Here is a 26,425-nt window from a genome sequence, read left to right as displayed (position 1 = left end):
CAAGGCAATGGAGGAATTTAGAGATTGTCCGTCAAACTGCAAAACAAAAAGCCCCCGGAGCAGGGGGCTTTCTATCTTTATGTTTGTGGCGACTGTCGGTTAGTCTAGCTGCGGGCCTGCTTTCACCAGCGCCTGACCTTCTGGGGTGTCAGTGTATTTCGCAAAGTTGTCGATAAAGCGTTTTGCCAAATCTTCGGCTTTGCTTTCCCACTGCAGAGGGTCAACGTAAGTGTCACGAGGATCCAGAATATCTGGATCAACATCGTGCAGCTTCACAGGCACTTCCAGATTGAAGATTGGCACCACTTTGGTTTCAGCTTCTTCAATCGAGCCGTCCAGAATCGCATCGATGATCGCGCGGGTATCCTTAATAGAAATACGCTTACCTGAGCCATTCCAGCCAGTGTTGACCAGATAGGCTTCTGCACCTGACGCTTCCATACGCTTCACCAGTACTTCTGCATACTTGGTTGGGTGTAAAGTCAGGAACGCATTGCCGAAGCACGCTGAGAAGGTTGGGGTTGGTTCGGTGATACCACGTTCAGTACCCGCCAGTTTGGCGGTGAAGCCAGCCAGGAAGTGGTACTTGGTTTGCTCAGGCGTCAGTTTAGACACTGGTGGCAATACACCAAACGCATCGGCAGACAGGAAGATCACTTTGTTAGCATGGCCGCCTTTCGATACCGGCTTCACAATGTTTTCAATGTGATAAAGCGGGTAAGAAACACGGGTATTTTCTGTTTTTGAACCGTCGTCGAAATCAATGGAGCCGTCGTTGCGAACGGTGACATTCTCGAGCAGTGCATCGCGACGAATCGCATTATAGATGTCTGGCTCAGCTTCTTTAGAGAGCTTGATGGTTTTCGCGTAACAGCCACCTTCGAAGTTGAAGATGCCGTTGTCATCCCAGCCGTGCTCGTCATCACCGATCAGTGCACGTTTTGGGTCGGTAGATAGTGTGGTTTTCCCCGTGCCGGAAAGACCAAAGAAGACAGCCACTTCGCCGTCTTTGTTCATGTTGGCGGAGCAGTGCATAGAAGCAATGTCCTGGAGCGGAAGGAAGTAGTTCATCATCGCGAACATACCTTTCTTCATTTCACCGCCGTACCAGGTGCCACCGATGAGCTGCATGCGCTCAGTCAGGTTGAATACCGTGAAGTTTTCGGAGTTCAGACCATGCTCCTGCCACTTCTCGTTGACGCACTTCGCACCGTTCATGACCACGAAATCAGGTTCAAAGTTTTCCAGCTCTTCTTCGGTTGGGCGGATAAACATGTTTTTCACGAAGTGTGCCTGCCAGGCCACTTCGGTGATCACGCGGATGCTCAGTCGGGTATCGGGGTTGGCGCCACAGTAACCATCAATCACAAACACACGTTTGCCTGATAGTTGGCGGGTAACGAGGGCTTTAAGGTCATCCCAGACGTGTTGGTCGATAGGCTTATTATCATTCGTTCCTTGATCTGACCACCACAGGGTGTTTTCGGTAGTGTTGTCGCGCACAATGTATTTGTCTTTGGGAGAACGACCGGTAAAAATCCCGGTATCGACAGCCACTGCGCCTAGCTCCGTTACAGTGCCTCTCTCAAATCCTTCCAGCTCCGGCTTTGTTTCTTCAACGAAAAGTTGTTCATAGGTAGGGTTACGAACAATCTCTTTAACATCGTGTAAGCCGTGTTTTGACAAATCGATATTATTTGCAACCTTTTTTTCGACGTTCATGACAGTCATAGGTGCTCCTTGGGTAAGATGTAATGTAACTGTCGTCCATGCTAGCAACCTGAATTAGTCAATTCAGAGAGTTAACTCAAAAAATAACCACAAACAAATTAAGGGTTTGTAATAGTCTTAACCAGTCTGTACTTATAATATTACCGTCATGTTGCGCATGTGTGCCACACGAGATTGGTTATTATTTGTACAAAATTAAGAGGTTAGCGTTCAGCGTACTTTTTTTGCGAAAAGTGGAGATTTGGCAGAAAAAAACCGGCTCAGAGGCCGGTTTTTGAGGGATTTTTAACCATTAATTATTTGAGAAAATTATTAATGTACGGCTTCTGATGATGGACCGTTTTGGTCAAAAATTGCTGAAATATCAACAGAGTCGAATTCGTAGTCAGCACCGCAGTAGTCGCAGTGAAGTTTGATATTTCCGGTCTCAGCGACCATTTTTTCAACTTCCTGACGCTCAATGGCAGCAATTGCAGAAGCGCTGCGCTCACGCGAGCATGAACACTTGAATGTCACACTTTTCGGCTCGTAGACTTTCACATTTTCTTGGTGGTAAAGACGGTATAACACTTCCTGCGCTTCCAGCGAGAACAGCTCTTCGTTTTTCACTGTCTCAGTCAGTTTTGCCAGATGGTCGAAATCGTCTTCTTTGCCCATGCCATCCGGCAATACTTGCAACAGCATGCCAGCCGCTTTTGATTGGCCGTCCGCTTCCCCGGTGCGTAACCATAGACGGGTTTTCAGCTGTTCAGAACGTGCGAAGTAATCTTCCAGACATTCCTGAAGCGTGTCACCTTCCAAACCGACGATGCCTTGGTAGCGCTCGCCTTGCTCCGGCTCGATGGTGATCACAATGTGACCTTTACCCATGAGTTCTGGCAGGGTTGCGGTTTCTGGCAGATCGCCGTTCCAGCGTGCCGTGCCGCGAAGTACCTGATTGTGGTTACCGTTGATAACAATCAGAGATACTGGGCCGTCACCTTGAATTTGTACGGTAATGCTGCCTTCAAACTTCAGCGTTGCTGTCAGCAGGCTGGTTGCGACCATCAGCTCGCCCAGCAGGTTTTTTACCGGTGCCGGATAGCTTTTGCTGCCCGTCAGCTGTTGGAATGAATCAGAAAGTTGAACCAGTTCGCCGCGTACAGAGACGCCATCGAACAAGTAACGGTGCAGACTGTCTTGTGCCATGGGATAACTTCTCCGGCGTTAATCGTTACTGTGTCTAAATTTGATAATATCGCGTCGCTGCTTTTTGTCAGGACGACGATCTGGACTTGGGTTGTGTGCATTCAGCTGACGCTCAAGGCTTCGTTGTTCCCTGCGCGTCACGCTTTCATTGGTTTCACTGTAAAGGGCCTGAGCCTCCGGCGCGCCGCGGCGACGCTCACTCAGTTGTTCGACGATGATGATTTTCTCATCAAAGCCTTGTCTCAGTTTGATCTCTGCGCCGATCTCTACCAGTTTGCTCGGTTTGGAACGTTGGCCGTTGTAGTGAACCTTGCCACCATCAATCATATTTCTGGCGATGGTTCGGGTTTTATAAAAACGTGCCGCCCACAGCCATTTATCCAGTCTGACCTGCAAATCCTGATCAAAATCGTTATCTTTCGAGCCCACTAGACACTCCTTTACATTCGGGGGGCTAAACTTATCACGTTTGCTGAATACGATCAGCATCACAATTCGAGCTCTTATATGGTGTCCATTCGTCTAACTTTCAAGCCGCAATGGAATCATTCAGACAAAAATCAGTTCTCACTTATCGGCAATGGACAAGAAAACAGGTAAATTGGTGAGTCAATTTCATATTCTTATTCTAAGGTGCCAAAAGGCATCAGATTGCGGCAATTGACTGAATGGCAATGAAGTGCCGATGTTTGTAACAGGAAAAACATGTCTTCGAATTTTGGGATAAAGCGCTTACCTGTCTGGGCGCAACCACAACTAGGAAAAGCGTTCCCGGCTACACTCGCGAAGTGGGTAACGCGTTTGCTGGTATTGATACTGGCATGGACGCTGGGAAGACTGGTATGGGTTTGGGTGCCCAATTCTGCGCCTGAAGCCGTTTCCGGTGCGCCTGCTGCTGCGACAGTTGTCGCACAGGGACCAGCCTATCAGCTTGACCAATTGGTAAACCGTCACTTCTTTGGCCGATACAGCGCCAAAGCTGCTCCCGTAGAGAAAAAACCTGAACCTGTCGTCGAGGCTCCTCGTACCCGCCTGAATCTGACCTTGGTGGGCTTGGTCGCTAGTTCTGAACCTGATCGCGGTTTAGCTGTGATAGCCAACCGTGGCTCGCAAAAAACCTACGGCATTGGTGAAGCGATAGAGGGGACGCGGGTTATTCTTCGTCAGGTGCAAACCGATCGCGTTATTTTGCGAAACAATGGGCGTGATGAAGCGCTGATGCTAGCGGGGGTCGATTACAACCAGTCCAGCTCTTCCCCAGCGCCAACTCGGGCGCAAAGCAAACCGAATATTCCAAAGAACACGGGTGAAGCTGACCTGAGCAATGTGAAAGCAGAAATCATGAATAATCCGCAAGCATTGCTGAAATACATCACACTGTCTCAAGAGAGAAACGAAGAAGGGCTGGTGGGTTATCGCCTTGGGCCAGGTGGAGACAGCCGACTGTTCGAACAGGCGGGTCTTCAATCCGGTGACATTGCTGTGGGTATCAATGGTGCTGACTTGACCAACCCAGCAGAAATGAACCGTATCTGGCAAAGCTTGTCTGATGCCTCTGAAATCAGCCTTACCGTCCAGCGTGACGGTCAATTGCACGAAATTTATATCGGTCTGTAACTGGACTGGAAACGGAGAACGAAGTGAATACGTGGAAAAAACGTAAAACATCCTGGTTAGTTGCAGGTGTGCTTGCCATGCAGAGCATGGGAGCTTGGGCTGCCGAATTCAGTGCCAGTTTCAAGGGAACAGATATCCAGGAATTTATCGAGATTGTCGGACGCAACCTCGAAAAGACCATCATTGTTGACCCAGCCGTGCGCGGCAAAGTGAACGTGCGCAGCTACGACGTGCTGAATGAAGATCAGTACTACCAGTTTTTCCTCAACGTACTGTCGGTTTACGGCTTTGCTGTGGTCGAAATGGAAAACGGTGTGCTGAAAGTGGTGCGTGACAAAGACGCCAAGCAATCGGCAATTCCAGTCGTGGGCGACAATGACAATATTCAAGGCGACGCCGTTGTCACCCGAGTGGTCTCAGTGAAAAACGTCTCTGTACGTGAATTGTCTCCGTTGCTGCGTCAGCTGATTGATAACGCCGGTGCCGGTAACGTGGTTCACTATGACCCAGCAAATGTCATCATGATCACAGGCCGTGCAGCGGTGGTAAACCGTCTAGCAGACATCATTGAACGTGTAGACCAGGCCGGTAACAAAGAAGTGGAAGTGGTTAACCTCAAGCATGCTTCAGCATCAGAAATGGTGCGTATTGTTGAAAGCCTGAATAAGCAAGGCGACGGCAAGAACACTCCAGCGCTATTGCAGCCAAGCTTTGTTGCCGATGAGCGCACCAACTCCGTACTGATCTCCGGTGAGCCGCAGGTACGCGATCGCATTCGCCGTCTGATTTCCCAGCTTGACCGTGAAATGGCAACCGTTGGTAACAACCGCGTTATTTATCTGCGTTACGCCAAGGCCGAAGATGTTGTTGATGTGCTTCAAGGCGTATCTGAAAACTTGATTGCTGAGAAACAGGGCGGTCAGAAGGCTGCTGCCAGCGTGGGTGGCGACGTAAAGATTTCTGCGCATAAAGGCACAAACTCATTGGTCATTACTGCGCCACCAGACATTATGCGTGCTTTGGAAGGCGTGATTTCGCAGCTGGATATTCGCCGTGCCCAAGTTCTGATTGAAGCGATGATCGTCGAAATGTCAGAAAGCGACGGTGCAAATCTCGGTATTCAGTGGGGCTCACTGGACGGTGGTGGTATCCAGTTTGGTAACACCGGCGTACCAATCACTAACTACCTGGCTGCGCAGGAAGAAGCGAAAGACACCACAACCACAGAATCGCGCTTCGACAACAATAACAACCTGGTTCAGGTGCCAATTACTGAGTCTGGCGACCCAACGGCGATTGCAGAAGTGTTGGGTGGCGTCAGTGGACTCGCTGCTGGTGTGGTATTTGGTGACTGGACTGCTCTAGTGACTGCAGTGTCGACCAACAGTGATTCCAACATCCTTTCTTCACCAAGCTTGATGGTATTGGATAACGAAGAAGCCTCGTTCATCGTGGGTGAGGAAGTGCCTGTTGTGACGGGCTCTGCCACAGGTTCCAACAACGACAACCCATTCCAGACTGTTGAGCGTAAAGATGTTGGTGTGAAGCTGAAGATTACCCCACAAATCAACGAAGGTGATTCCGTACAGCTCAACATCGAACAGGAAATTTCGAACGTATTGGGCGCAAGTGGCGCCGTCGATATCCGCTTTGGTAAGCGTCAAATCAATACTTCGGTACTGGCGGCAGATCAGCAAATGATTGTGTTGAGTGGTCTGATTGACGAGCAAACCAACGAGAGTGAGCAGAAGGTTCCATTGCTGGGTGATATTCCTATCCTCGGCCACTTGTTCAAATCTACCTCGTCAGGCAAAACCAAGCGTAACCTGATGCTGTTCATCAAACCGACGATCATCCGCACCGGTCTGACCGCAGATGGCATCACACAGCGTAAGTACAACTACATCCGCGCCGAGCAGATTTTCCGTGCACAAGAAGAAGTGAAGTTGATGCCGGGCGTGACAACGCCAGTATTGCCGGAATTTGGCTCTGATTTGACCATGCCTGCGGAAGTACGCGCCATTATGGCTGAGCTGAGGTAAGGCCATGGAATTGCTGTCCCAGGATACGGAAGTCGAAGCAGAACTGGCTCAGGACCTTGATGCCCCAATGGTAGCCACACGGCTGCCATTTGGCTTTGCCAAGCGCCATGGCGTGGTGGTGGAGCGAACAGAGAACGGTTTCCTGCTGTACTACCGTGACCAGCCAAAACCTGCGGTGCTGAATGAAGTACGCCGCGTGCTCGGTCATGGCTTTACACCGATCCAGCTGCGCTCAGAAGATTTCGAGCCTAAGCTGACCCAGCTTTATCAGCGTGACTCTTCCGAAGCCCAGCAATTAATGGAAGACATCGGCGCTGATAGTGACGATTTCTTTGCGCTGGCCGAAGAGCTGCCGCAGAGCGAGGATTTGCTGGAATCGGAAGATGATGCACCCATCATCAAGCTCATCAACGCCATGCTCGGCGAGGCCATCAAAGAAACGGCCTCCGATATCCACATCGAAACTTTCGAGAAGAGCCTGTCTATCCGCTTCCGTGTAGATGGTGTGCTGCGTGAGGTATTAAGTCCTAGCCGCAAGCTGGCGCCGCTTTTGGTTTCACGTATCAAGGTCATGGCGCGACTCGATATTGCAGAGAAGCGCGTGCCACAGGATGGCCGTATTTCACTGCGTATCGGTGGACGTGCGGTAGATGTGCGTGTATCGACCATGCCGTCATCCCACGGCGAGCGCGTAGTGCTGCGTCTTCTCGATAAAAACGCTACTCAGCTTGATTTGGAAAGTCTGGGTATGACTCCGGCGGTTCACGACAACTTCCAGCATCTTATCAAACGCCCGCACGGCATTTTGCTGGTGACCGGTCCGACAGGCTCGGGTAAATCGACCACGCTGTATGCAGGTCTGACGGAGCTAAACAGTGCAGAGCGAAACATTCTGACGGTCGAAGACCCTATCGAATTTGATATCGATGGCATTGGCCAGACACAGGTGAACACCAAGGTGGATATGACCTTCGCCCGCGGTCTTCGCGCCATTTTGCGTCAGGACCCGGATGTGGTGATGGTTGGTGAGATCCGTGACCTTGAAACCGCGCAAATCGCGGTGCAGGCGTCACTGACGGGTCACCTTGTGATGTCGACCCTTCACACCAATACCGCAGTCGGTGCAGTGACCCGTCTTCGTGACATGGGCATCGAGCCTTTCCTTGTGTCTTCGTCGCTGCTTGGCGTGCTGGCACAACGACTGGTGCGTACCCTGTGTCCGGATTGTAAAGAACCTTACGAAGCGGATGCTCAAAGCAAAGCCTGGTTTGAGTTGTCAGAAAACGAACCGCTAACGCTTTACAAAGCCAAGGGCTGTAAGAAGTGTAATCATAAAGGCTATCGCGGCCGTACCGGTATCCATGAGCTTCTGGTCGTTGATACCCAGGTACAGGAGCTCATTCATAACGAAGCAGGTGAGCAGGCGATTGAACGTTACGTTCGCGAGTCCACGCCGAGTATCCGCGCTGATGGCCTGATGAAAGTTCGCAAGGGCCAGACCACGCTGGAAGAAGTCCTGCGTGTGACGCGGGAGGGCTAATGGCAGCGTTTGAATACAAAGCGTTAAATGCCAAAGGCCGCACCGTAAAAGGCGTTATTGAAGCAGACACGGCGCGCCAGGCGCGCCAAATGCTGCGTGAGAAGTCGTTGGTGCCGATGGAAGTGGCGCAAACGCATGAAAAAGAGCAGCAAAAGCAATCTGCTTCTGTCGGATTCAAACGCGGGATCAGTACCAACGAACTGGCGCTGTTGACCCGTCAGCTTGCGACGCTGGTGCAGGCTGCCATGCCATTGGAAGAATGTATCAAAGCTGTTGCCGACCAATCGGAAAAGCAGCGACTCAAGAACATGCTCACCGGCGTGCGTGCAAGGGTGGTCGAAGGCTACACGCTTTCTGATAGCCTTGGCGATTACCCTCATGTGTTTGACCAACTGTTCCGCGCCATGGTAGCGGCCGGTGAGAAATCCGGTCATCTCGGCCCTGTGCTTGAGCGTCTCGCCGATTACGTGGAAAACCGCCAGCAAGTGAAGAACAAACTGATTCAGGCCATGGTTTACCCCATGGTACTGACGGTCGCTGCGATCGGTATCGTTGCCTTTTTGCTGGCAACCGTGGTGCCGGACATCGTGGGCCAGTTCCTGCAAACCGGGGCTGAGCTGCCAAACATCACCAAAATATTGCTCGCGGCGAGCGATTTCGTCACCAACTGGGGACTGTTGGTGCTGGGTGTCTCGGTGGCTTTGTTCGTACTGTTCCGTGTGATGCTCAGAAACGCAGAGCGGCGCCTAGGCTGGGATAGAAGCGTACTTGGTATGCCTGTGGTTGGGCGGGTTGCGCGGGGGCTGAATACCTCACGCTTTGCCCGTACTCTGTCGATTTGTACTTCAAGCGCCATTCCTTTGTTGGATGGGATGAAGGTTGCGGCAGACGTGATGACCAATACCTGGGTGAAAAGTAAAGTTCTGGAAGCGTCTGATCGCGTCCGGGAAGGGGCGAGCCTTCGGGTATCGCTGGAAAAGTCGAAACTGTTTCCACCCATGATGTTACACATGATTGCCAGTGGTGAGCGAAGTGGTGAGCTTGAGCAAATGCTGACCCGCGCGGCTGACAATCAGGACAGAGACTTCGAATCTCAGGTCAATATCGCACTGGGGATCTTCGGGCCTTTGCTCATCATTGTGATGGCACTAATCGTACTATTTATTGTCGTGGCAACCTTAATGCCAATTATCCAGCTCAACAATATCGTGGGCGTGTAACCACAACTCGCTGCCAAGCAGTGTTTTTTCAGGAGAGATAGAAAATGCAACGTCGTCAACAGGGCTTCACCCTGCTGGAAATCATGGTTGTTATCGTTATTTTGGGTGTACTGGCAAGTTTGGTGGTACCTAACCTGCTGGGTAACAAAGACAAAGCTGACCAACAAAAAGCCGTCACTGATATCAGTGCACTGGAAAATGCGCTGGATATGTACCGCTTGGATAACAGTGTTTACCCAACCACCGATCAGGGCCTGGATGCATTGGTATCAAAACCGTCTTCGTCGCCAGAGCCACGTAACTACCGTCAGGATGGTTACATCAAACGTCTGCCACAAGATCCTTGGGGTAACCAGTACCAATACCTGAATCCGGGTGAGCACGGCACAGTCGATATCTTCACGCTGGGTGCAGATGGTCAGGAAGGCGGTGAAGGCGTGAATCAGGACATCGGCAACTGGAACATGCTGGACATCAACTAATCGATGAGAAGAGGGCGCCCGTCCGGGTTTACATTGCTGGAAATCCTGCTGGTGATGGTGCTGCTGGCAATCAGCGCTGTCATCGTGGTGCCCAATCTTCCACAAAACAAAAGTGATGAAGCCAAGGAAGAAGCCCAGCGCTTCTTCCAGCTCATTCAACTTTGGACAGAGCAGTCATTGCTGACAGGGCAGACGTTTGGCCTCAACGTTGAAAAAGACGGTTACCAGCTTCTTCGCCTGACCCGTGAGGATTGGGAGCCAGTAGAGCAAGAGCGAAACATTACGTCCGTTACCTTGCCTGAAGGGCTGGTGCTTGATTTAGAAGTCAGTGGCTTTGTGTCTGAAGAAGATCGTTTGTTCGACAGAGAAAGCCTGTTCGACGAAGAGATGTTTGCTGACGAGGAGAACAAACCGCCCCAGCCTCAGGTTGTCCTGATGGGGAACGGCGAAATTATTCCATTTACCCTGACCATCGTGGCGGACAAAAAACGCCTTTGGCAGGTGAAAGGCAATGATGTGGCAACATTCGAAGTGAAGAACTTGAATGAGGATAAAGAGTGAGAAAGCGTCGCGGCTTTACCCTCATTGAAGTTTTGGTGGCTATGGCGGTGTTTGCCGTGGCGGCCATGGCGGTGCTCAATGCCACCGGCCAACATGTTAATTCTCTGGGCGTATTGGAAGAAAAAACCTTCGCGTCCATGGTGGCAGATAACCAGCTGGCACTGTTTGTGCTGGAAGACAAACCGATTTCATCGGCGAAAAACGGTAAATCAGAAATGGCAGGTCGCGAGTGGTACTGGACGGTGAAACCTATTCCGACCTCTGACAACCTGCTTCGGGCGGTAGATGTGATTGTCTGGGCGGATGAGCGTCGTCAAGGCTCTCTGGTATCGGTGAGGACATATGTGCCTGCGAACTAAGAGAGCGAAGGGTTTTACCCTGATTGAAGTGCTGCTGGCGTTGATGATTTTCGCCACCCTGAGTCTGGCGGCGAATCAGATTTTCCGGAACGTCATTAACAGCAACATACAGACAGAAGAAGTGGGCAATGCACTAAAAAGCCTGCAACGCACACTATTAATTATGGACAGCGATTTCCGTCAGATGCTGGCACGCCAATACCGAAATGGTGGCGACGAAGCCAAAGAAACCTTGTTGGAATTTGGTGACGATTTACTGGATTCAGAATCGCAGGGGATCCGATTTGTACGCGGTGGCTGGATTAACCCACAGCAGCTTTTCCCTCGTGGAGAAGTGGTGAAGGTGGGGTATCGCATTCAGGATGACACACTGGAGCGCATCCGCTGGATGTACCCAGATGACAGCTCAGCGACGGAACCTGCTTCCATGCCTTTGCTGGAGGGTGTGACAGGCATTAAGTTTGAGGTGCAGGGCTCAGATGGCTGGAAACGCGATTGGGACACGCCGCTCGAAATGCCAAAAGCCATCCGGGTGACGTTGGATACCGAGCGCTACGGTGAGCTAACCCGTATTTATCTGCTGCCAGGACAAACTCTGGCACCGCCGGCGGGGAATACGCCATGATGAAGCGTCGGTCACAACGCGGCGTTGCCCTTTTGGTGGTGCTACTCATCATGGCATTGATGACCACGGTTGCGGTCAGCATGTCGGGTAGGATGTTTGTAAACTTCAACCGGGCAGAAAGTCAGGTGCGATATCAACAGGCCTATTGGTACGCTCAATCGGTTGAGTCGCTGGCCCGTTTTGGTATCGAGGAAAGCTTCGACAGTAACGATACTGTGACCCTCAGTCAGCCGTGGGCAGTGCGTGATCAGGTTTATCCGCTCGATGGTGGTCAGGCGACGGGTAATGTTTACGACCGACAGGCGTGTTTTAACGTCAACGGACTTCGCAGTGTGAAACCGACGGAAAACGGCACTAACCCTAAAATGGTGGTGTCGTTTCAACAGCTGATTGAGTCGCAGGGCATCGACAGCTTTGAAGCGGAAACTGCGGCAGCGGCAACCTGGGAATTTGTCGATACTGACACCAATGTCCAGTCGCCGCTAGGCGTGGAAGACAGTGAATACGAAGCGCGTCCCGTGCCACACGTAGCGCCAAACAGTTTTATCGCGGACATCTCTGAATGGCGTGCCATCAATGGCGTGACGCAAGATATGTTCGACAAAGTTGGTTCGCTACTTTGTGCGATTCCCAGCGATAAGTTGGTGGTGAACGTTAACACACTGACCGAGGAAGATGCGCCAATATTGAGCGCCATCTTCCACCCGAACCTCAGTGAGGATCAGGCAAAAGAATTGATCAACGGAAGAAACGCCGTTGATGGCTGGCAGGACGTGGCCAGCTTTATGGCCGAGCCAGTACTGGCGGGCATTGAACAAGATGAAAGGGAACGACTGCAGCAATATTTGGATGTGCGCAGCCGCTACTTTGAATTGGATACAGAAATTACCCTCGACAGCGTGACGCTAAGACTGCGTTCTTTGCTGCAGAGGGATGACAACGGCGCGGTAACCGTTATCCGTCGTCGCTTTGGAGGAATGAGTGAGCGAGATCCTGACAATCAGGCTTAACAGTGATCCGCAGGAGTTGATCCCCTGGCTGGTCTGGTCGCCAGCCCAGCAGGAAGTGATTGCTTCTGGTGAAGCCGAGAGCTTGTCACAGCTGACGGATTATGCGGCTGAGCGGGACGTGGTGGCGTTGGCTGACAGTGCTGCTATCACGCTGACTACCGCGATGATTCCTGCGGGCAGTGAACGCCAGCTCGACACCGTTTTACCCTTCCTTTTAGAAGATGACTTGGCACAGGATGTTGATCAGGTTCATATCACCTTGCTGGGGAAAAGCGGCGAGCTTGCCAATGTTGCTGTGGTCGAGCACAAGCTATTACAGCGTTGGCTGGACGACTTGACTGACGCCGGACTGCACGTTCGTAAGCTGGTGCCGGATTGCTTGTGTTTGCCAATGCATGATGATGGCTACAGTGCGGCGAATCTGAACCATCGCTGGCTGATGCGCACCGGCGAAACAGAGGGCAGCGCCGTCGAAGAAGGCTGGCTGCCAGTTTGGATGCAAAGCATTAACAGCCTCCATGAAGAGGATGGCGGTATTAAAACCGTTTATAGCTATTCAGATGTCCCGGAAGACATGGGTGACAACTGGAAAACCGAACCATGTGAGCTGGTGATGCTTCTTCTTGCCCAGCAGGCGATGCAAAGCCGCCACAACCTGCTGGCAGGACGATACAAACCACAGAACCAAATCTACAAACACCTCAAACCTTGGCGCGGCGCAGCGATCGCAGCAGCCGTGTTATTGGCCGTGCTGGGTGGCGAGAAAATCGCAGACATCTACCAGATGGAAGCACAAGCTGCGCAATACCGCGAGCAAAGCGAAGCGAAAGTGCGCGCACTTCTGCCACAGAACCAACGTATTCCAACCACCAGTTATATGCGACGCATCATAGAAGGGGAAGTGAGCAGACTCTCCGGTGGTGGCAACCAATCAGGCGTGATGGTGTGGATGTCCGAATTAGGCCCACTGTTAGAATCTGCGCCGGGCATCCAGCTTGATGCGCTTCGGTTCGATCAGGATCGTGGGGAGCTTCGTTTGAATGCGCGTGGAAAGGATTTCGGAGACTTCGAAAAATTGCGTGAAGCCTTGTCGACCAAATACAACACGGAGCTGGGGCAGCTAAGCCGCGATCAGCAAACCGTGACCGGCGCCTTTGTATTGCGTAAGGAGCCATCATGAACGCATTGATTGCTTATTGGAAAGGCCTCTCCCGCCGCGAGCAACGTTTGCTGAGTGTCGCAAGCGCAGTGTTGGTTGTGGGTGTTCTTTACTGGGGTGTCGTCAGTCCATTACAAGAGCGTGCCGAGCAAGCCCAACAACGCTTGAATAGCGAGCGTAGCTTGCTGAGTTGGGTGGATGGCAAAGCCGCCGAAATCCAAGCGTTGCGCCGTGTGGCTGGAAACAGCGGTCAGGTGAGCGCCCTCCCACTTAACCAGTCTGTGACCACGTCAGTGAAGCGTTATAACCTCGAAATTGTGCGTTTGCAGCCTCAGCAGGAAGAGATTCAAGTGTGGCTGAAGCCGATGCCATTCAATTCACTTATCAGCTGGCTTGATTACCTATCGATTAATCACGGCGTCGAAGTGAAGTTTATTGATGTGGGCAAAACCGACACTCAGGGTGTCGTTGAAGTAAAACGACTGCAACTGGGAAGAGGGTAAGATGAAACGTGTGATCCTATGGAGCGTGCTTTTTCTTGTCGTATTGATCTCGAGCGCGGTGGTGCACATTCCGGCGAATCTGGTTGTGCGTTACCTTCCGCCCATGCAAGGACTGGCGCTCAGTGGCGTATCGGGAACCTTGTGGAATGGCTCGGCGTCTAACTTTACGTTTCAAGGTCGGGAAATGGGCGCGCTGAAGTGGCAGTTCAACCCACTGAAACTCTTTACCGGCAAAGCAGATGTGGAACTGCGCCTTTCTGGCTCGCCGGGTTTGTCAGCACGTGGCAATCTGGGGTACAGCCTGGGCGGTCTCTACGCGAACAACCTTTTGGTCTCGGCGTCTGCCAATGTGGTGCAGTCGTTTATTCCGTATCCAATGCCTGTTAGTCTGTCCGGACAGTTTGATTTAACCGTACGCGATTACCTGTTTAACCAACAGCCTTTCTGTGAATCGCTCTCTGGCAACCTAGCCTGGTCGCAAGGCAACGTGGCTTCACCCATCGGCACGATTGATCCGGGGTTGGTGGTCGCGCAATTGTCCTGTAATGAAGGTCAGTTGGTGATGGATGGTGACAGTGCATCAGATGCGATTGAAACTGATTTCAATATTTCGCTGTCACCGGATCAACGCTATAGCCTGAATGGCTGGTTTGCGCCTGGAGAGACATTCCCGGAAAGCATGCGTGGCCAACTTGGTTTCTTAGGTACGCCGGACAGCGAAGGCCGTTATCGCCTCAGTTTTAGCGGTTAACGGGAGAGCAAGCATGAAAAAGCAGATTCCACCTGAAATTCTGGACGCCAAGGTTGTTGCTAAATCGCGTCTGTTTCAGATTGAAGCCTTGGATTTAAAGTTCAGTAATGGCGAAGAGCGCACTTACGAGCGCATGAAGCCAAGCGGTCGCAATGCAGTGATGGTCGTACCGGTAACAGAAAACGGCGACTTACTGTTGGTGCGCGAATACGCTGCCGGAACTGAACGTTATGAACTAGGCTTTCCAAAGGGGCTGATTGATCCGGGTGAGACCGCCTTAGAAGCGGCAAACCGAGAACTGAAAGAAGAAATTGGTTTCGGTGCCCATCAGTTGTTCCCGCTGAAAGAAGTGGTGCTTGCACCGTCTTACTTCTCCAGCAAAATGACCCTGCTTCTGGCGCAGGGCCTATACCCAGAGAAGCTCGAGGGCGATGAACCTGAGCCGTTGGAGTTGGTCCGTTGGCCTGTTGCGCAGGCAGAAGAATTGTTATCTCACGTCGATTTTGGGGAAGCGCGCAGTATTACCGCATTACTGTTGGCCTTGAGAGAGCTTTCCGGCCGTTGATCACTTCGTGACCAAAGACCATTGTACAAAGTCGTAGTGTGAGAGCCCAAGAGGAGTGTTACATGGAGCTGTCACAACTGCTTCAGCCGGTGATAGAGATTGCCCGGGCTTCCGGTCAGGTGATCCTGGACATCTATCAGCGTGGTGAATTTGAAAAGAACATAAAAAGCGATGACACACCGGTGACCAGCGCCGATCTCGCGGCGCACAAACTGGTCACTGAACGCCTGAGTGCACTAACCCCGGATATTCCTGTGCTGTCAGAAGAAGACGCTTCGATTCCGTTTGCTGAGCGTGGCAACTGGGAGCGTTACTGGCTGGTGGATCCGCTGGATGGCACACAGGAGTTCATTGCCGGGAGCGGCGATTTTGCCACCATTATCGCACTGGTGGAAAACAATCAGCCGGTGATGGGCGTGGTGTATGGTCCAGTTTCAGGGGTCTCTTACTATGCCGCCAAAGGTCATGGTGCCTGGAAGGTGATGCCGGATGGTGAAAAGCACCGCCTGTCTATCCTCAAGCATGAAGATGAACTCGCATCCCTGTCGATTGCAATCAGCCGTCGTCAGGACATTAAAGCGATCACTGACCGCCTTGAACCTAGCCGTAACTATGATTTGGTGCCTCTGGGTTCTGCGGCGCTGAAGTCCTGCTTAGTCGCAGAAGGCGCGGTGGATTGCTACCTTCGCCTTGGCCCAACGGGTGAATGGGACACGGCGGCGACCCAATGCATCGTAGAAGAAGCGGGCGGACGTATTCTGGATATGACGCTTTCACCGCTGTCCTACAACGAGCGGGACTCTCTGGAAAACCCGAACTTCATTGTATTGGGTGATACCGAACTGCCTTGGCGACAGATTGTGAGGCTGGAAGGCTAATCTAGCCACCTTTCACTTTCGTCCAGAGACAAAAAACGGAGCAGAAGCTCCGTTTTTTATTGCCTGTTGGCAAATCAGAACAGACGGTTAAGGCCGTTCAAGGCTGCTACACGATAGGCTTCTGCCATGGTCGGATAGTTGAAGGTAGTATTGATGAAGTAATCCAATGTATTTCCTTCGCCTTTTTGCTCAAAGATCGCTTGGCCGATGTGGATGATCTCCGCCGCACGCTCACCAAAACAGTGGATCCCCAAGATCTCCTTGGTTTCGCGATGGAACAGGATTTTCAGACTTCCCACATCCATGCCTGCAATCTGTGCACGCGCCAAATGCTTGAATTGTGCGCGTCCCACTTCATAAGGCACTTTTGCTGCTGTCAGCTCCTGTTCGGTTTTACCCACAGAGCTGATTTCCGGAATGGTGTAAATCCCGGTTGGGATATGGTCGATAAGGCGACCTTTTGCCTGACCTTCACCAATTGCCTGTGCCACAATTCGGCCCTGGTCGTAAGCCGCACTCGCAAGGCTTGGATAACCAATCACATCACCAACAGCATAAACGTGCTCTACTTCGGTGCCGTAGTTATCGTTCACTTTCAGCTGACCACGTGAATCTGCCTTCAAGCCGACGGCTTTCAGGTTCAGCGCATCAGTATTACCGGTACGGCCGTTGGCAAACAAAATACAGTCAGCTTTCATCTTCTTACCGGACTGTAGATGCAAGATAACGCCGTCTTTGGTGCCTTCGATTTTCTCGTAGGTCTCATCATTACGTATCAGAACACCGCTGTTCCAGAAGTGGTAGGAAAGCGAGTCTGACATTTCGTTATCGAGGAACGAGAGCAGGCGGTCACGGGTATTGATCAAATCCACTTTGATACCAAGACCACGGAAGATAGACGCATATTCGCTGCCGATAACGCCCGCTCCGTAGATGATAACGTGGCGAGGGTCGTGCTGCAGCGAGAGGATGGAGTCGCTGTCATAGATACGAGGATGTCTGAAGTCGACATCTTTTGGACGGTAAGGGCGTGAACCTGTCGCGATAACGAATTTGTCGGCCGTGTATTTGTCGACGCTGCCATCCGCGGCTTTCACTTCAATTTCGTGCGTGCCGCTGAACTTGGCGCTGCCGTGAATGATGCTACAGAGGTTCCTGTCATAAAAGCCCTGGCGCATGCGTGTCTGTTTGCCGATAACCGATTGGGCATGGCCAAGAATGGCAGAGAAGGTACTGTGTACCTGCTTGTTGTCGCCGGTGTAAATCGGACTCTGGTTGAATTCGATAATACGGCTGACGGTGTGTCTCAACGCTTTGGATGGAATGGTGCCCCAGTGGGTACACCCGCCGCCAACGGTACCTTCTTTTTCAATCACCGCGACGCGTAAGCCCGCTTTGGTCAGGCCCATGGCAGCCCCTTCGCCGCCAGGGCCGCTACCTATTACGATGACATCAAAATGGTTAGACGATGTAGGGGTCGCTTTGCTCATGTCCGTATGGCCTTTTGTTTTCATTATGTTAAGGATTGCGGGCTAAGTGTAGCGCTCACAAGGCGTGGCGAGAATCAACTCGCTCCTATTCAGCGTAGGTGATCACGCAACTTAACGTAAAAACAGGCCTCTAAATGCATATACGAAAGGAAATACCTTAGAAAAAGACGCTAAACCCTGCCGAGAAGAAATATTCATCGTAATCATAGAAGTCGATATTCGAGGTGTGATGGGTGTAGCTCGCTAAAGAGACAAACGAGAAATCCTCAAAACCAAACAGATTTGCATACTCATAGGCACCGAATGCTGTGTAATGCGTATCTGAACGTTTTTCATCTTCAAATATAGGGTTTGGCGCTTTGTATTTTGATGAGCCGGTAGTTAGCGTTGCTGCAAACTTGTGGCGTTGATGGAGCTTGAACCATGTGCCTTCCGCACCAAGGTGATCATAGGCCATCGCATCACCCTCAGTGTCATGATGCAGGTAGCGAAGAGAAACGCTATAGCCGCTTGTTGGCGTCAGCATGCCTTGGTAACTCAGCTTGCCAAAATAGCTGTTGCCATCTCTGTTCATCAGTTGTTGAGCGTCTTGAGTTACTCCCGATAATTCCTCATCCACCTTGATGTTTGCGATGCCGAGATCAACGGAGTAGGCAGAACCATTGATGTTGGAGAGTGAGAAAAGATAGGCGTTGCCCGTTCTGTCAGTAGTTTCTCTTGCTGCGTCAAAATTGTAAGGATCCTTCCACACTTCTTCACTGAGCACGGTTGGAAGGAACGCCAGACTCACTTTAGTGCCGGAGTCAGTCAAATAGCGATAACCCATTTCCAGAGCAATGAGACCCGTGGCAATGTCTTCACGAGATGTACCAATAAAAACCTGTTTATTAAGGTCTTCGCCAAAGGTGTAGGTAAGGTTGCCAAGCGCTCCCCCAATTAACTCCTCGGTGCGTTTTTGTGCGCCATTTGGTAAATACTCATCACCAGAGGTCGATAAATTTGAGTTCGTCGAAGACATGCCCGCCAACATGGAAAACTCACCAGTCACCCCTTCTTCTTTGGCTAGTTGTGCGTTACTTATTGAGGAGAAACCCGCGAAGAGGAGGCAGGTGGCAACTTTTACATGTTTCATAAATCAGGCCTTCTGTGTCGTTAACAGGAATGAGCATATGGCGCCGATCTTAGGCCGAATAATAAATGAGCGACATGACTCAAATTTGTCAGTATTGGCTGGGGTTATGGCATGAAAAGGACTGGCAAGGCATTAAATGAGGTGTTTTGGGTTTTTCAATGAGGCAAGTTGATGAATAGGACAATAAAGCTTCTTAACGTAGTTTGAGTATTAGCACTGAACTCACTAAAAAAACCGAGTATAGTTTGCGGTTAGATTTCATGAGGTAAAACACTGACGATGGGAATTAGAGCTCAACAGAAAGAAAAAACCCGGCGAACGCTGATTGACGCGGCTTTTAGCCAACTCAGCGCAGACCGAAGCTTTTCCAGTCTCAGCTTACGCGAAGTGGCACGTGAAGCCGGTATTGCACCGACGTCGTTTTACCGCCACTTCAAAGATATGGACGAACTTGGCCTGACCATGGTGGATGAAGGTGGTTTGTTGTTGCGTCAATTGATGCGACAAGCTCGCCAACGTATCGCCACCGAGGGTAGCGTTGTCAGAACGTCAGTGGAAACCTTTATGGAATTTATCGAAAGCAGCCCCAATGTATTCAGGCTGCTATTGCGTGAACGTTCCGGTACTTCAGCGGCTTTCCGTGCAGCCGTCGCACGTGAAATTCAACACTTTATCGCTGAGCTGACGGAATATTTCCAGGCGACAGGCGGATCGACCCGAGATGAAGCCTATAATCAGGCAGAGGCATGTGTCACATTGGTATTCAGCTCAGGTGCAGAAGCACTGGATCTGGACAAGCGCGCACGTGCTGAACTCGCAGAACGTCTGGTAACCCAGCTGCGCATTATCGCGAAAGGCGCTTACTGGTACCGTAAAGAACGTGAACGCAATGCTCTCAAGGATAAGTTGTCTTCAGGCAGGTAAGTAATATGGAACAGAATCACCAATCAGAGCGTAAATTTCTCCTTCTCGCCGTGGTCGCAGGTCTATGTGGCAGCGCATCACTGGCAACGCTTTTCGTCGACAGCGTTGCTTTCTCCGTTTTCCCGATCATTGCCTTTATTCTGGCGGTGTACTGCTTTTACCAGCAGCATGTTAATCAACCACTGACCGAGGGTACACCGCTTATCGCGTTCGCCTGTTTCCTGGTCGGTGCCTTTGGTTACACGGCGTTTGTGCGCATGCAGGTGCCAGAGCTTGGCGGTAATTTCTTCCCAATTATCGTGACCATGCTGTTGGTTTTCTGGGTGGCATTCAAGATGGGCTGGCTGAGTGTCGGTGGCACTAAGAAAGAAGAAACCCCTGCCGAAGAGTAATGCTGGCAGCAGAAACAAAAAAGGCGCCTCAGGCGCCTTTTTCTGTTTCTGGTTTTTTATTTACGCTCAAGTAGCACACCTGCTTCCATATGATGGGTATATGGGAACTGGTCAAACAGCGCAAAACGTGTGATGCGGTGTGTTTCTGACAGAATATCCAGGTTCTCTTTCAGTGTCTCCGGGTTGCAGGAGATATACAGAATGCGGTCGTAAGCCTGCACCATGCGGCAGGTACCTTCATCCATGCCTGAGCGCGGTGGGTCGACGAAGATGGTGTTGCAGTTGTAGCTCTTCAGATCAACACCGGCTTGCTGCAAACGGCGGAACTCTCGCTTACCTTCCATCGCTTCCGTGAATTCTTCCGCAGACATACGAATGATCTGGACGTTGTCGATGTTGTTCGCTGCAATGTTCCACTGTGCCGACTCTACAGAAGGCTTGGCCAGTTCGGTTGCCAGTACGCGATCAAAGTTGTCCGCCAGTGCCAGTGAAAAATTACCGTTACCGCAATAAAGTTCGAGCAGATCGCCTGCGCTGTCCTGAGTACAATCCACTGCCCACTCAAGCATCTTCTCTGCCACTTTCCCGTTTGGCTGGGTGAAGCTGTTTTCAATTTGCTGGTAGGTCAGGGTGCGATCGTTAACGCTCAGCTTTTCCACCACGTAATCGCGGTCAATCACGATCTTTTGCTTACGCGCACGGCCAATCAGGTTCAGGTTGAAGCCTTCATCGTTCAGACGTTGCTTCAGCATGCGCGCATTTGCTTCCCATTCTTCGTCAAGCTGACGGTGGTAAAGCATTGAAACCAGTACTTCACCGCTCAGGGTAGATAGGAAGTCCACCTGGAACAGTTTGCGACGCAGGCTTTCAATCGGACGGATAGCATCAACCAGCAGAGGCATCAGATCGTTGATGATGCGGCTTGCCTGCGGAAACTGATCCACGCGGTACTTCTGCTTGGTCTCTTGATTGAACATGATGTAATAGAGGTCATCCCCTTCATGCCAGACACGGAATTCCGCACGCATGCGGTAGTGTTTGTCTGGAGACGGAAACACTTCCAGCTCAGGTGCATTGAACTCGGCAAACGTGTCTTGCATACGCGTGATTTTCTCGTCCAATTGCGCCTGATATTGGGTGGTGTCAATCAGGGTATTGCTCATGTTACCTAACCTGCATAACTAAAAATGAGCGCAAATTGTAAGTAGCGGAACCATATTGTCCAGCCTTTTCGCTGACTTTTTCGCCAGTAGAAGCGTAAACCTGTGCCTTGGGATAATATTGGCACACTTTTATCAGACCGAGCCTTGCCATGAGCTTTCGAAAACCAAAGAACCGCAAAGAGATTTGTTATCCGTTTATCTATGAGTCGGCCTTGACCTGCGACTATGAAATCCACACTGACGAGCTTTGCAGTTTGGTGGGGATGGCTCTGGCAACCTTGCCGGAAGGTTTTGATGATGTGAGGGAAGATCTCGAGACCCTTCACCCGAAAATCTATCACCTCAATGGTTCGGTGCGGGGGAAGACGGCCATCTTTGAAGAAGATTTGGAATGGCTACATGCCAGATACGACCATTACAACGAATTAAGCCGTGGTCGTATTAACCGTTTTGTGATGCCAAGAGGTCCGGTTGGTGTAATGGCGCTACATCAGTGTCGCACGGGCTCAAAGAAAACCGTGCGTCTGCTTCATCGCTTAGATGAATCCGGCGTGACCTTTGAGCCAGTACTGCCCCGTTTCGCCAATCTGCTTGCTAACTTCTTCTTCGTACTGACGGTGTATATCAAGATGAAGCTGGACGTAGAAGAAGTGGAGTTTATCAGCCTCAGCTATTGAAAGCGCTGCCAAGCACAAATCACCCATTTCCCGGGCGAATGAGACCAAGTTCTCAATATCTATGTATCAATGGCGCGCTGACTCCTCTATACTCTGCGCGCTTTCACTCCAGCTGGGAATCCGGTGAGAATCCGGAACTGGCGCGCAGCGGTAAAGAGAAACGAAAGTGACAAGGCGAAAGCCAGACACTGCATCTGAATGTGGGAAGTCGTCACTGTAGGTCGTCTCTAAGTCCGAATATCAGCTGGGTCACAATATGGTTTCAGGATCTCCTGACATCATTGGATACACGCGATATTTGGATCTGATATGTCTAAAAAGCTACTTGCAGCAGGTATGCTGCCATGGGCTGCGTTTGCGCACGCCGAATCTACTACTTCCTCTGTTGACGATACTATGGTCGTTACTGCTTCCCGATTTGAACAGCCAGTCGAAAACGTTGTTGCTCCAATCACTGTTGTGACTCGTGCTGAAATCGACCAAAGCCAAGCCAAAACTTTGACTGAAGTGTTGCGTCGCTTGCCGGGCGTGGAAATGGGGTCAAATGGTGGTATTGGACATAACTCTTCTCTATTCCTAAGAGGTACCAACTCAAACCACTCGTTAGTTCTCGTTGATGGTGTTCGCATGAACAACTCAATGACAGCTGGAATAAATATTAATCGCTTTCCCCTCAATCAAGTTGAGCGAATTGAATTAATTCGTGGTTCAGGGGTAGCCATGTATGGCTCCGATGCAATTGGTGGTGTGCTGAATATCATCACCCGCTCGGCGCCTGGTTCTGAAGAAAAGAGTGTAGTTGTAGGGGTTGGAAGTAATGCTTATCGAGAGGGTAACTTCTCTGTAAATAGTGAAATTTCTGAAGATGGCCAGCTAAAAATTGCTGGAGGTTTCCAAGAAACCGAAGGCTATAATGTAAGACCACAACCCGGCTTAAATGATGATGACAAGCATGGCTATGACGGTAGTCAGTTGATGTTAAATTACGAACATGCCATTACGGAGGGGTGGGTGGGATTCGCATCTATTCGGTGGTTTGATAACACTGTTCAGTATGACAACTTTGGTACGTATACAGAGTCTCAATCAGAGAGCGCAAGTTACACTGCTAAGCTTGAGTACGACAATAATGACTACCAGTCTTTTCTTGTATTTAACTTCCAAGATGACGATACGAAAGAAACACCTCGTAATCAAACTTCACCATCTTCAAGAATCGCAATTAAGCAAACCAATATTCAGTGGTCAAATTTATATCAAATAAATGACTATGTTGGTCTTCAGGCTGGCGTAGACTGGCGATCAGAAAAAATGGGTGAAGAAACGATTGGGTATACCGATATTCTTGCTGGGCAGCGCAGAAATAATACAGGTGGATATTTAGGCGCTACAGGTCAGTTTGGGTCATTAACGTTGTTGTCTAACGTACGCTATGATAAGCATGATTCATATGATGAGTATACAACGTGGTCTGTCGGGTCCATTTACCAAATCAACAGTACTTATCAATTTAAGGCGAGCATTGGTTCTGCTTTTAAGGCTCCGACTTTCCTTGAGTTTGCGCGAAGTCCTGATCTAGAACCGGAAGAGTCGCGAAATGCCGAGGTTGGTTTTATCGCTGACTATGAACCGGTGACGCTATCTATTGCAGCGTATGATAATGAGATAGATAACCTTATCGTTTACTACGTTGAGTCTAACGACCCATTCAATGTTGATGCGCGAATTCGAGGAGTTGAGCTTGAAGCTTTGTTTGATACAGGACCTTTAGCGCACACTTTTATTGCAGAATTCAAAGATCCTAAAGACAGCAACGGCTCACAGTTACCTCGTCGATCCAAGACTAACTTTAAGTGGAATGGTGAGCTTTCCATTAATGATGTTGATCTAAGCCTTTCTTATATATATTCCGGCAAACGACCGGATAGAGCGACTATCAATAATGCTGCTGCATTCCTAGATGCTTATAGTCTTTGGGACCTTGCTGCAACGTACTGGGTCAATGATGAGCTAGCGGTTAGAGGCAGAGTTGATAATCTCCTGGATGAAGATTATGAAACTGCAGGCGGCTATCCTGCCCCAGAACGTGCTTACTACCTCAGCATGGACTACCGCTTCTAAGCTTCACTAAAGCCGCCTACGGGCGGCTTTTTACTTTCAGGAACAAACATGAAAAAACACGTCATTATCAGTTGGTCATCCGGTAAGGATTCAACCCTGACACTGTGTCGACTGTTGGAAGACGATCGTTATCAAGTTGTCGGGCTTTATACCACTTACGTAGCAGGCACTGTTCCTTTCCAGGCCACGCCCATCAATGTTGTCAAAGCGCAGGCAGCAAGCGTTGGATTGCCTTTGGTGCTTATCGAACTGAACGAAGTCTTTCCTCCCAATGATGTTTATCAGAAGAGGGTTGTCGAAGGTATACGCAGTAGTGGGCTAAATGTCGATGCAGTGGCGTTTGGCGATATGTTCTGTAATGGCATTGAAGAATACCGCAGAAGCTATATTGAACCTCAGGGCTGGGAGTGTGTTTTTCCATTGCTCGGTGAGGGAAGCGAGGTGCTTGCAAACGACATCATTGCTTCAGGCATTAAGACCACACTTTCTACCGTTGATACCTCTCAGTTGGATGGAAGGTTTCTTGGTTGGGACTATAACGCCAATTTGTTAGCTGAGCTTCCGGATGGCTGTGACCTTTGTGGCGAAGACGGGGAGTTTCACACTATCGTTACCGATGCTCCTTGCTTTCAGTATCCCCTGGATATTGAGATCACAGGTTTTCAGCGGGAAGGGAGATTCCACCACCTTAGCTATCATCTCGTCAGGTGAAAGATTCAAATTCGCTGACGTGCGAAGTATGATTGCGTCGCAAGTGGATAACAAAGGGTTATAGCGTGAAGAGTGTGCTGATTTTTGATTCTGGTGTAGGTGGCCTTTCTGTGTTTAAGGAAGTGGCTCAGCTACTGCCGGAACAGCATGTCGTGTATGCCTTCGATAATGCAGCTTTTCCCTATGGTGAGTTGGCGGATGATGTGCTTATCCAGCGTGTCTGTGGAATGGTCTCCGCGATTTGCCAACAGCAGGATATCTCGTTAGTTATCATTGCATGCAATACCGCAAGCACACTCGTGCTGCCACATCTGCGGGATCTGCTTAATGTCCCGGTGGTCGGGGTTGTTCCTGCTATTAAGCCTGCTGCCGCAATCAGTAAATCCAAAATCATTGGCCTTTTGGCTACTCCCGCAACAATAAGACGTCCTTATACGCATCAGCTTGTAAAAGAGTTTGCGCCCGATTGTGAAGTTGAAATGGTGGGTTCAACGGAACTCGTACAAATGGGAGAGGGGAAATTGCGTGGCAGAAAGGTCGATAAAAAAATATTAAGCGATGTACTGGCACCGTTTATAAATAAAACAGACTGCATTGTATTGGGTTGCACACACTTCCCGTTACTTCGTGAAGAAATTGAAGACATTTTAGGCGAACAATGTCTGGTAATTGATTCAGGTAAAGCGATCGCCAACCGTGTAGTGACATTATTAAAAGAGGGAGATCAAATGACCTCCCTCAGTAAAGCTGAACATTTTGTTTTTAGTAGCGCTCCAGTGAAAGAAGAAGAAGCACTAAATCAAGAGTTAGAAAAGTTGGGCTTTGCAACGATTAGCCGCGCTCCGATTTTCTAGGATCATTCGCCTCTCTAACTTTAAGAGTCCTTTCACCGTATTCGCTGTTGTTCAAAGCTTCTATTGCATCAGCAGCATCTCCTGCTGCAATCACGACAAATCCAAAGCCACGTCGCTTCCCGGTGCGCTTGTCTTTCATCAAGCGCACGGCAAAGACCTCACCATGTTTAGAGAACAGTTCCTTCACGTCATTTTCATTTGCACGGTAAGGAAGGTTGCCCACATAGATGGTTTTGCTGGTGGAAGGGGTAGACTCTGAAATATCGCCTGAAGATTTAGTAGAAAAAAGAGAAATGGCAATACCTGTTGTAATTGCACCAAGTGCGAATGCATAACCTGTACTGGCAATTAAAGTGGAGTTTTTTAAAAGCAATGCACCAAGAAGTGCGATGGCTGCAGTAATAAGCAAGCTGATAGATGTTTTCATAATCGTCTAAAGTAAACGTCGGTTAGAAGAAATAGCATGAAGAATCGAAATCAATGCTGACTAAAATAAATACAATTGTCGGGTTGATATTACGGATATTGAGTTCTTATTGCTAGTAAGTGAATGTGACGGCTATCTAATGTTGCAATTTGTTGTGTTTTTCAAAGTTTAGGTTGAATTGTGTTCGAACGAAAAAAAAACCAATAAAAACCCTTGCCAATGTGATCCCAGTCTCTATAATGCCGCCTCACCGACACGGAGAGCGGCTTCCACAGCGGAAACGCCCACTCAAATCGGTACGGC

27 protein-coding genes and 1 riboswitch are annotated in these 26,425 nt (G+C 50.1%); of the genes, 20 read left to right on the top strand and 7 right to left on the bottom strand.

The features are described 5' to 3' along the window. Nucleotides 1–99 precede the first annotated feature (99 nt). The 3 genes from pckA to hslR all read right to left on the bottom strand — a co-directional run bounded on the left by pckA (nt 100) and on the right by hslR (nt 3,348). Complete coding sequence (gene pckA / locus RN22_RS13620) at nt 100–1,731, bottom strand: phosphoenolpyruvate carboxykinase (ATP) (RefSeq protein WP_046305074.1); 1,632 nt, start codon at nt 1,729–1,731, stop codon at nt 100–102. Between the two features lie 312 nt (nt 1,732–2,043). Continuing rightward, on the bottom strand, nt 2,044–2,919 hold the full coding sequence (gene hslO, locus RN22_RS13615) for an Hsp33 family molecular chaperone HslO (RefSeq protein ID WP_002539728.1): 876 nt from the start codon (nt 2,917–2,919) through the stop codon (nt 2,044–2,046). Between the two features lie 18 nt (nt 2,920–2,937). Then, nucleotides 2,938–3,348, bottom strand: coding sequence for a ribosome-associated heat shock protein Hsp15 (gene hslR, locus RN22_RS13610; RefSeq protein WP_002539730.1), 411 nt, complete (start codon nt 3,346–3,348; stop codon nt 2,938–2,940). 276 nt (nt 3,349–3,624) lie between these two features. Here hslR and gspC point away from each other — a divergent pair, with 276 nt between their 5' ends. The 14 genes from gspC to cysQ all read left to right on the top strand — a co-directional run bounded on the left by gspC (nt 3,625) and on the right by cysQ (nt 16,231). After that, nucleotides 3,625–4,536 (top strand): type II secretion system protein GspC, encoded by a 912-nt coding sequence (gene gspC / locus RN22_RS13605; protein WP_046305072.1) that lies wholly within the window; start codon nt 3,625–3,627, stop codon nt 4,534–4,536. 23 nt (nt 4,537–4,559) lie between these two features. Beyond that, a complete protein-coding gene (gene gspD, locus RN22_RS13600; protein ID WP_002539733.1) occupies nt 4,560–6,578 on the top strand; it encodes a type II secretion system secretin GspD in 2,019 nt (672 codons plus the stop codon). 4 nt (nt 6,579–6,582) lie between these two features. Next, complete coding sequence (gene gspE / locus RN22_RS13595) at nt 6,583–8,118, top strand: type II secretion system ATPase GspE (protein WP_156168207.1); 1,536 nt, start codon at nt 6,583–6,585, stop codon at nt 8,116–8,118. Further along, nucleotides 8,118–9,338 (top strand): type II secretion system inner membrane protein GspF, encoded by a 1,221-nt coding sequence (gspF, locus tag RN22_RS13590; protein WP_002539737.1) that lies wholly within the window; start codon nt 8,118–8,120, stop codon nt 9,336–9,338. Before gspE ends, gspF begins: the two co-directional genes overlap by 1 nt. Before the next feature lie 44 nt (nt 9,339–9,382). Beyond that, on the top strand, nt 9,383–9,820 hold the full coding sequence (gene gspG, locus RN22_RS13585) for a type II secretion system major pseudopilin GspG (RefSeq protein ID WP_002539739.1): 438 nt from the start codon (nt 9,383–9,385) through the stop codon (nt 9,818–9,820). 3 nt (nt 9,821–9,823) lie between these two features. Continuing rightward, a complete protein-coding gene (gspH, locus tag RN22_RS13580) occupies nt 9,824–10,381 on the top strand; it encodes a type II secretion system minor pseudopilin GspH (RefSeq protein WP_046305070.1) in 558 nt (185 codons plus the stop codon). Continuing rightward, nucleotides 10,378–10,740, top strand: coding sequence for a type II secretion system minor pseudopilin GspI (gene gspI, locus RN22_RS13575; protein WP_046305068.1), 363 nt, complete (start codon nt 10,378–10,380; stop codon nt 10,738–10,740). Before gspH ends, gspI begins: the two co-directional genes overlap by 4 nt. Beyond that, entirely contained in the window at nt 10,724–11,365 is a 642-nt protein-coding gene (gspJ, locus tag RN22_RS13570) for a type II secretion system minor pseudopilin GspJ (protein ID WP_046305066.1), read from the top strand. Before gspI ends, gspJ begins: the two co-directional genes overlap by 17 nt. Further along, nucleotides 11,362–12,375 carry a type II secretion system minor pseudopilin GspK gene (gspK, locus tag RN22_RS13565; protein ID WP_369700101.1) on the top strand — a complete coding sequence of 338 codons (1,014 nt, stop codon included), beginning with the start codon at nt 11,362–11,364 and terminating at the stop codon, nt 12,373–12,375. Before gspJ ends, gspK begins: the two co-directional genes overlap by 4 nt. Beyond that, nucleotides 12,347–13,555 (top strand): type II secretion system protein GspL, encoded by a 1,209-nt coding sequence (gene gspL, locus RN22_RS13560; RefSeq protein WP_082111412.1) that lies wholly within the window; start codon nt 12,347–12,349, stop codon nt 13,553–13,555. The genes gspK and gspL overlap by 29 nt, the downstream gene beginning before the upstream one ends. Then, complete coding sequence (locus RN22_RS13555; RefSeq protein ID WP_046305064.1) at nt 13,552–14,037, top strand: type II secretion system protein M; 486 nt, start codon at nt 13,552–13,554, stop codon at nt 14,035–14,037. The genes gspL and RN22_RS13555 overlap by 4 nt, the downstream gene beginning before the upstream one ends. 1 nt (nt 14,038) lies before the next feature. Next, complete coding sequence (locus RN22_RS13550) at nt 14,039–14,788, top strand: type II secretion system protein N (protein ID WP_046305061.1); 750 nt, start codon at nt 14,039–14,041, stop codon at nt 14,786–14,788. Nucleotides 14,789–14,801: 13 nt separating this feature from the next. After that, entirely contained in the window at nt 14,802–15,353 is a 552-nt protein-coding gene (gene nudE, locus RN22_RS13545; protein ID WP_046305059.1) for an ADP compounds hydrolase NudE, read from the top strand. Nucleotides 15,354–15,415: 62 nt separating this feature from the next. Further along, nucleotides 15,416–16,231, top strand: a complete 816-nt coding sequence (gene cysQ, locus RN22_RS13540; RefSeq protein ID WP_046305057.1) for a 3'(2'),5'-bisphosphate nucleotidase CysQ — start codon at nt 15,416–15,418, stop codon at nt 16,229–16,231. Nucleotides 16,232–16,305: 74 nt separating this feature from the next. Here cysQ and sthA read toward each other — a convergent pair whose 3' ends face one another. Then, nucleotides 16,306–17,721: a Si-specific NAD(P)(+) transhydrogenase gene (gene sthA, locus RN22_RS13535; RefSeq protein WP_039850161.1), complete on the bottom strand. Its 1,416-nt coding sequence runs from the start codon at nt 17,719–17,721 to the stop codon at nt 16,306–16,308. Nucleotides 17,722–17,878: 157 nt separating this feature from the next. After that, entirely contained in the window at nt 17,879–18,853 is a 975-nt protein-coding gene (locus tag RN22_RS13530; RefSeq protein WP_002539751.1) for a DUF2860 family protein, read from the bottom strand. 279 nt (nt 18,854–19,132) lie between these two features. On the opposite strand from RN22_RS13530, the gene fabR reads away from it, so the two are divergent. Next, nucleotides 19,133–19,777 carry an HTH-type transcriptional repressor FabR gene (gene fabR / locus RN22_RS13525; RefSeq protein ID WP_002539752.1) on the top strand — a complete coding sequence of 215 codons (645 nt, stop codon included), beginning with the start codon at nt 19,133–19,135 and terminating at the stop codon, nt 19,775–19,777. 5 nt (nt 19,778–19,782) lie between these two features. Continuing rightward, nucleotides 19,783–20,169: a YijD family membrane protein gene (locus RN22_RS13520; protein ID WP_002539753.1), complete on the top strand. Its 387-nt coding sequence runs from the start codon at nt 19,783–19,785 to the stop codon at nt 20,167–20,169. Nucleotides 20,170–20,225: 56 nt separating this feature from the next. Here the strand turns inward: RN22_RS13520 and trmA are convergent, their stop codons facing one another. Continuing rightward, complete coding sequence (trmA, locus tag RN22_RS13515; protein WP_046305055.1) at nt 20,226–21,332, bottom strand: tRNA (uridine(54)-C5)-methyltransferase TrmA; 1,107 nt, start codon at nt 21,330–21,332, stop codon at nt 20,226–20,228. 149 nt (nt 21,333–21,481) lie between these two features. On the opposite strand from trmA, the gene RN22_RS13510 reads away from it, so the two are divergent. The 4 genes from RN22_RS13510 (at nt 21,482) to murI (ending at nt 25,695) form a co-directional block, all read left to right on the top strand. Further along, a complete protein-coding gene (locus tag RN22_RS13510; RefSeq protein WP_046305052.1) occupies nt 21,482–22,009 on the top strand; it encodes an ATP--cob(I)alamin adenosyltransferase in 528 nt (175 codons plus the stop codon). A 76-nt stretch (nt 22,010–22,085) separates the two neighbouring features. Beyond that, a riboswitch (cobalamin riboswitch) is annotated at nt 22,086–22,273 on the top strand. Between the two features lie 45 nt (nt 22,274–22,318). Then, nucleotides 22,319–24,130, top strand: coding sequence for a TonB-dependent receptor domain-containing protein (locus RN22_RS13505; RefSeq protein WP_046305050.1), 1,812 nt, complete (start codon nt 22,319–22,321; stop codon nt 24,128–24,130). A 48-nt stretch (nt 24,131–24,178) separates the two neighbouring features. Next, entirely contained in the window at nt 24,179–24,841 is a 663-nt protein-coding gene (locus RN22_RS13500; RefSeq protein WP_046305048.1) for an ATPase, read from the top strand. A 65-nt stretch (nt 24,842–24,906) separates the two neighbouring features. After that, on the top strand, nt 24,907–25,695 hold the full coding sequence (gene murI / locus RN22_RS13495) for a glutamate racemase (RefSeq protein WP_082111411.1): 789 nt from the start codon (nt 24,907–24,909) through the stop codon (nt 25,693–25,695). Here the strand turns inward: murI and RN22_RS13490 are convergent. Then, nucleotides 25,673–26,122: an RNA-binding protein gene (locus RN22_RS13490; protein WP_002539763.1), complete on the bottom strand. Its 450-nt coding sequence runs from the start codon at nt 26,120–26,122 to the stop codon at nt 25,673–25,675. The genes murI and RN22_RS13490 overlap by 23 nt on opposite strands. Nucleotides 26,123–26,425: the final 303 nt, after the last annotated feature.

Source organism: Grimontia sp. AD028, assembly GCF_000973155.1.
Taxonomy (GTDB): Bacteria; Pseudomonadota; Gammaproteobacteria; order Enterobacterales; family Vibrionaceae; genus Enterovibrio; species Enterovibrio indicus.
This window is presented reverse-complemented; position numbering and strand designations above follow the sequence as displayed.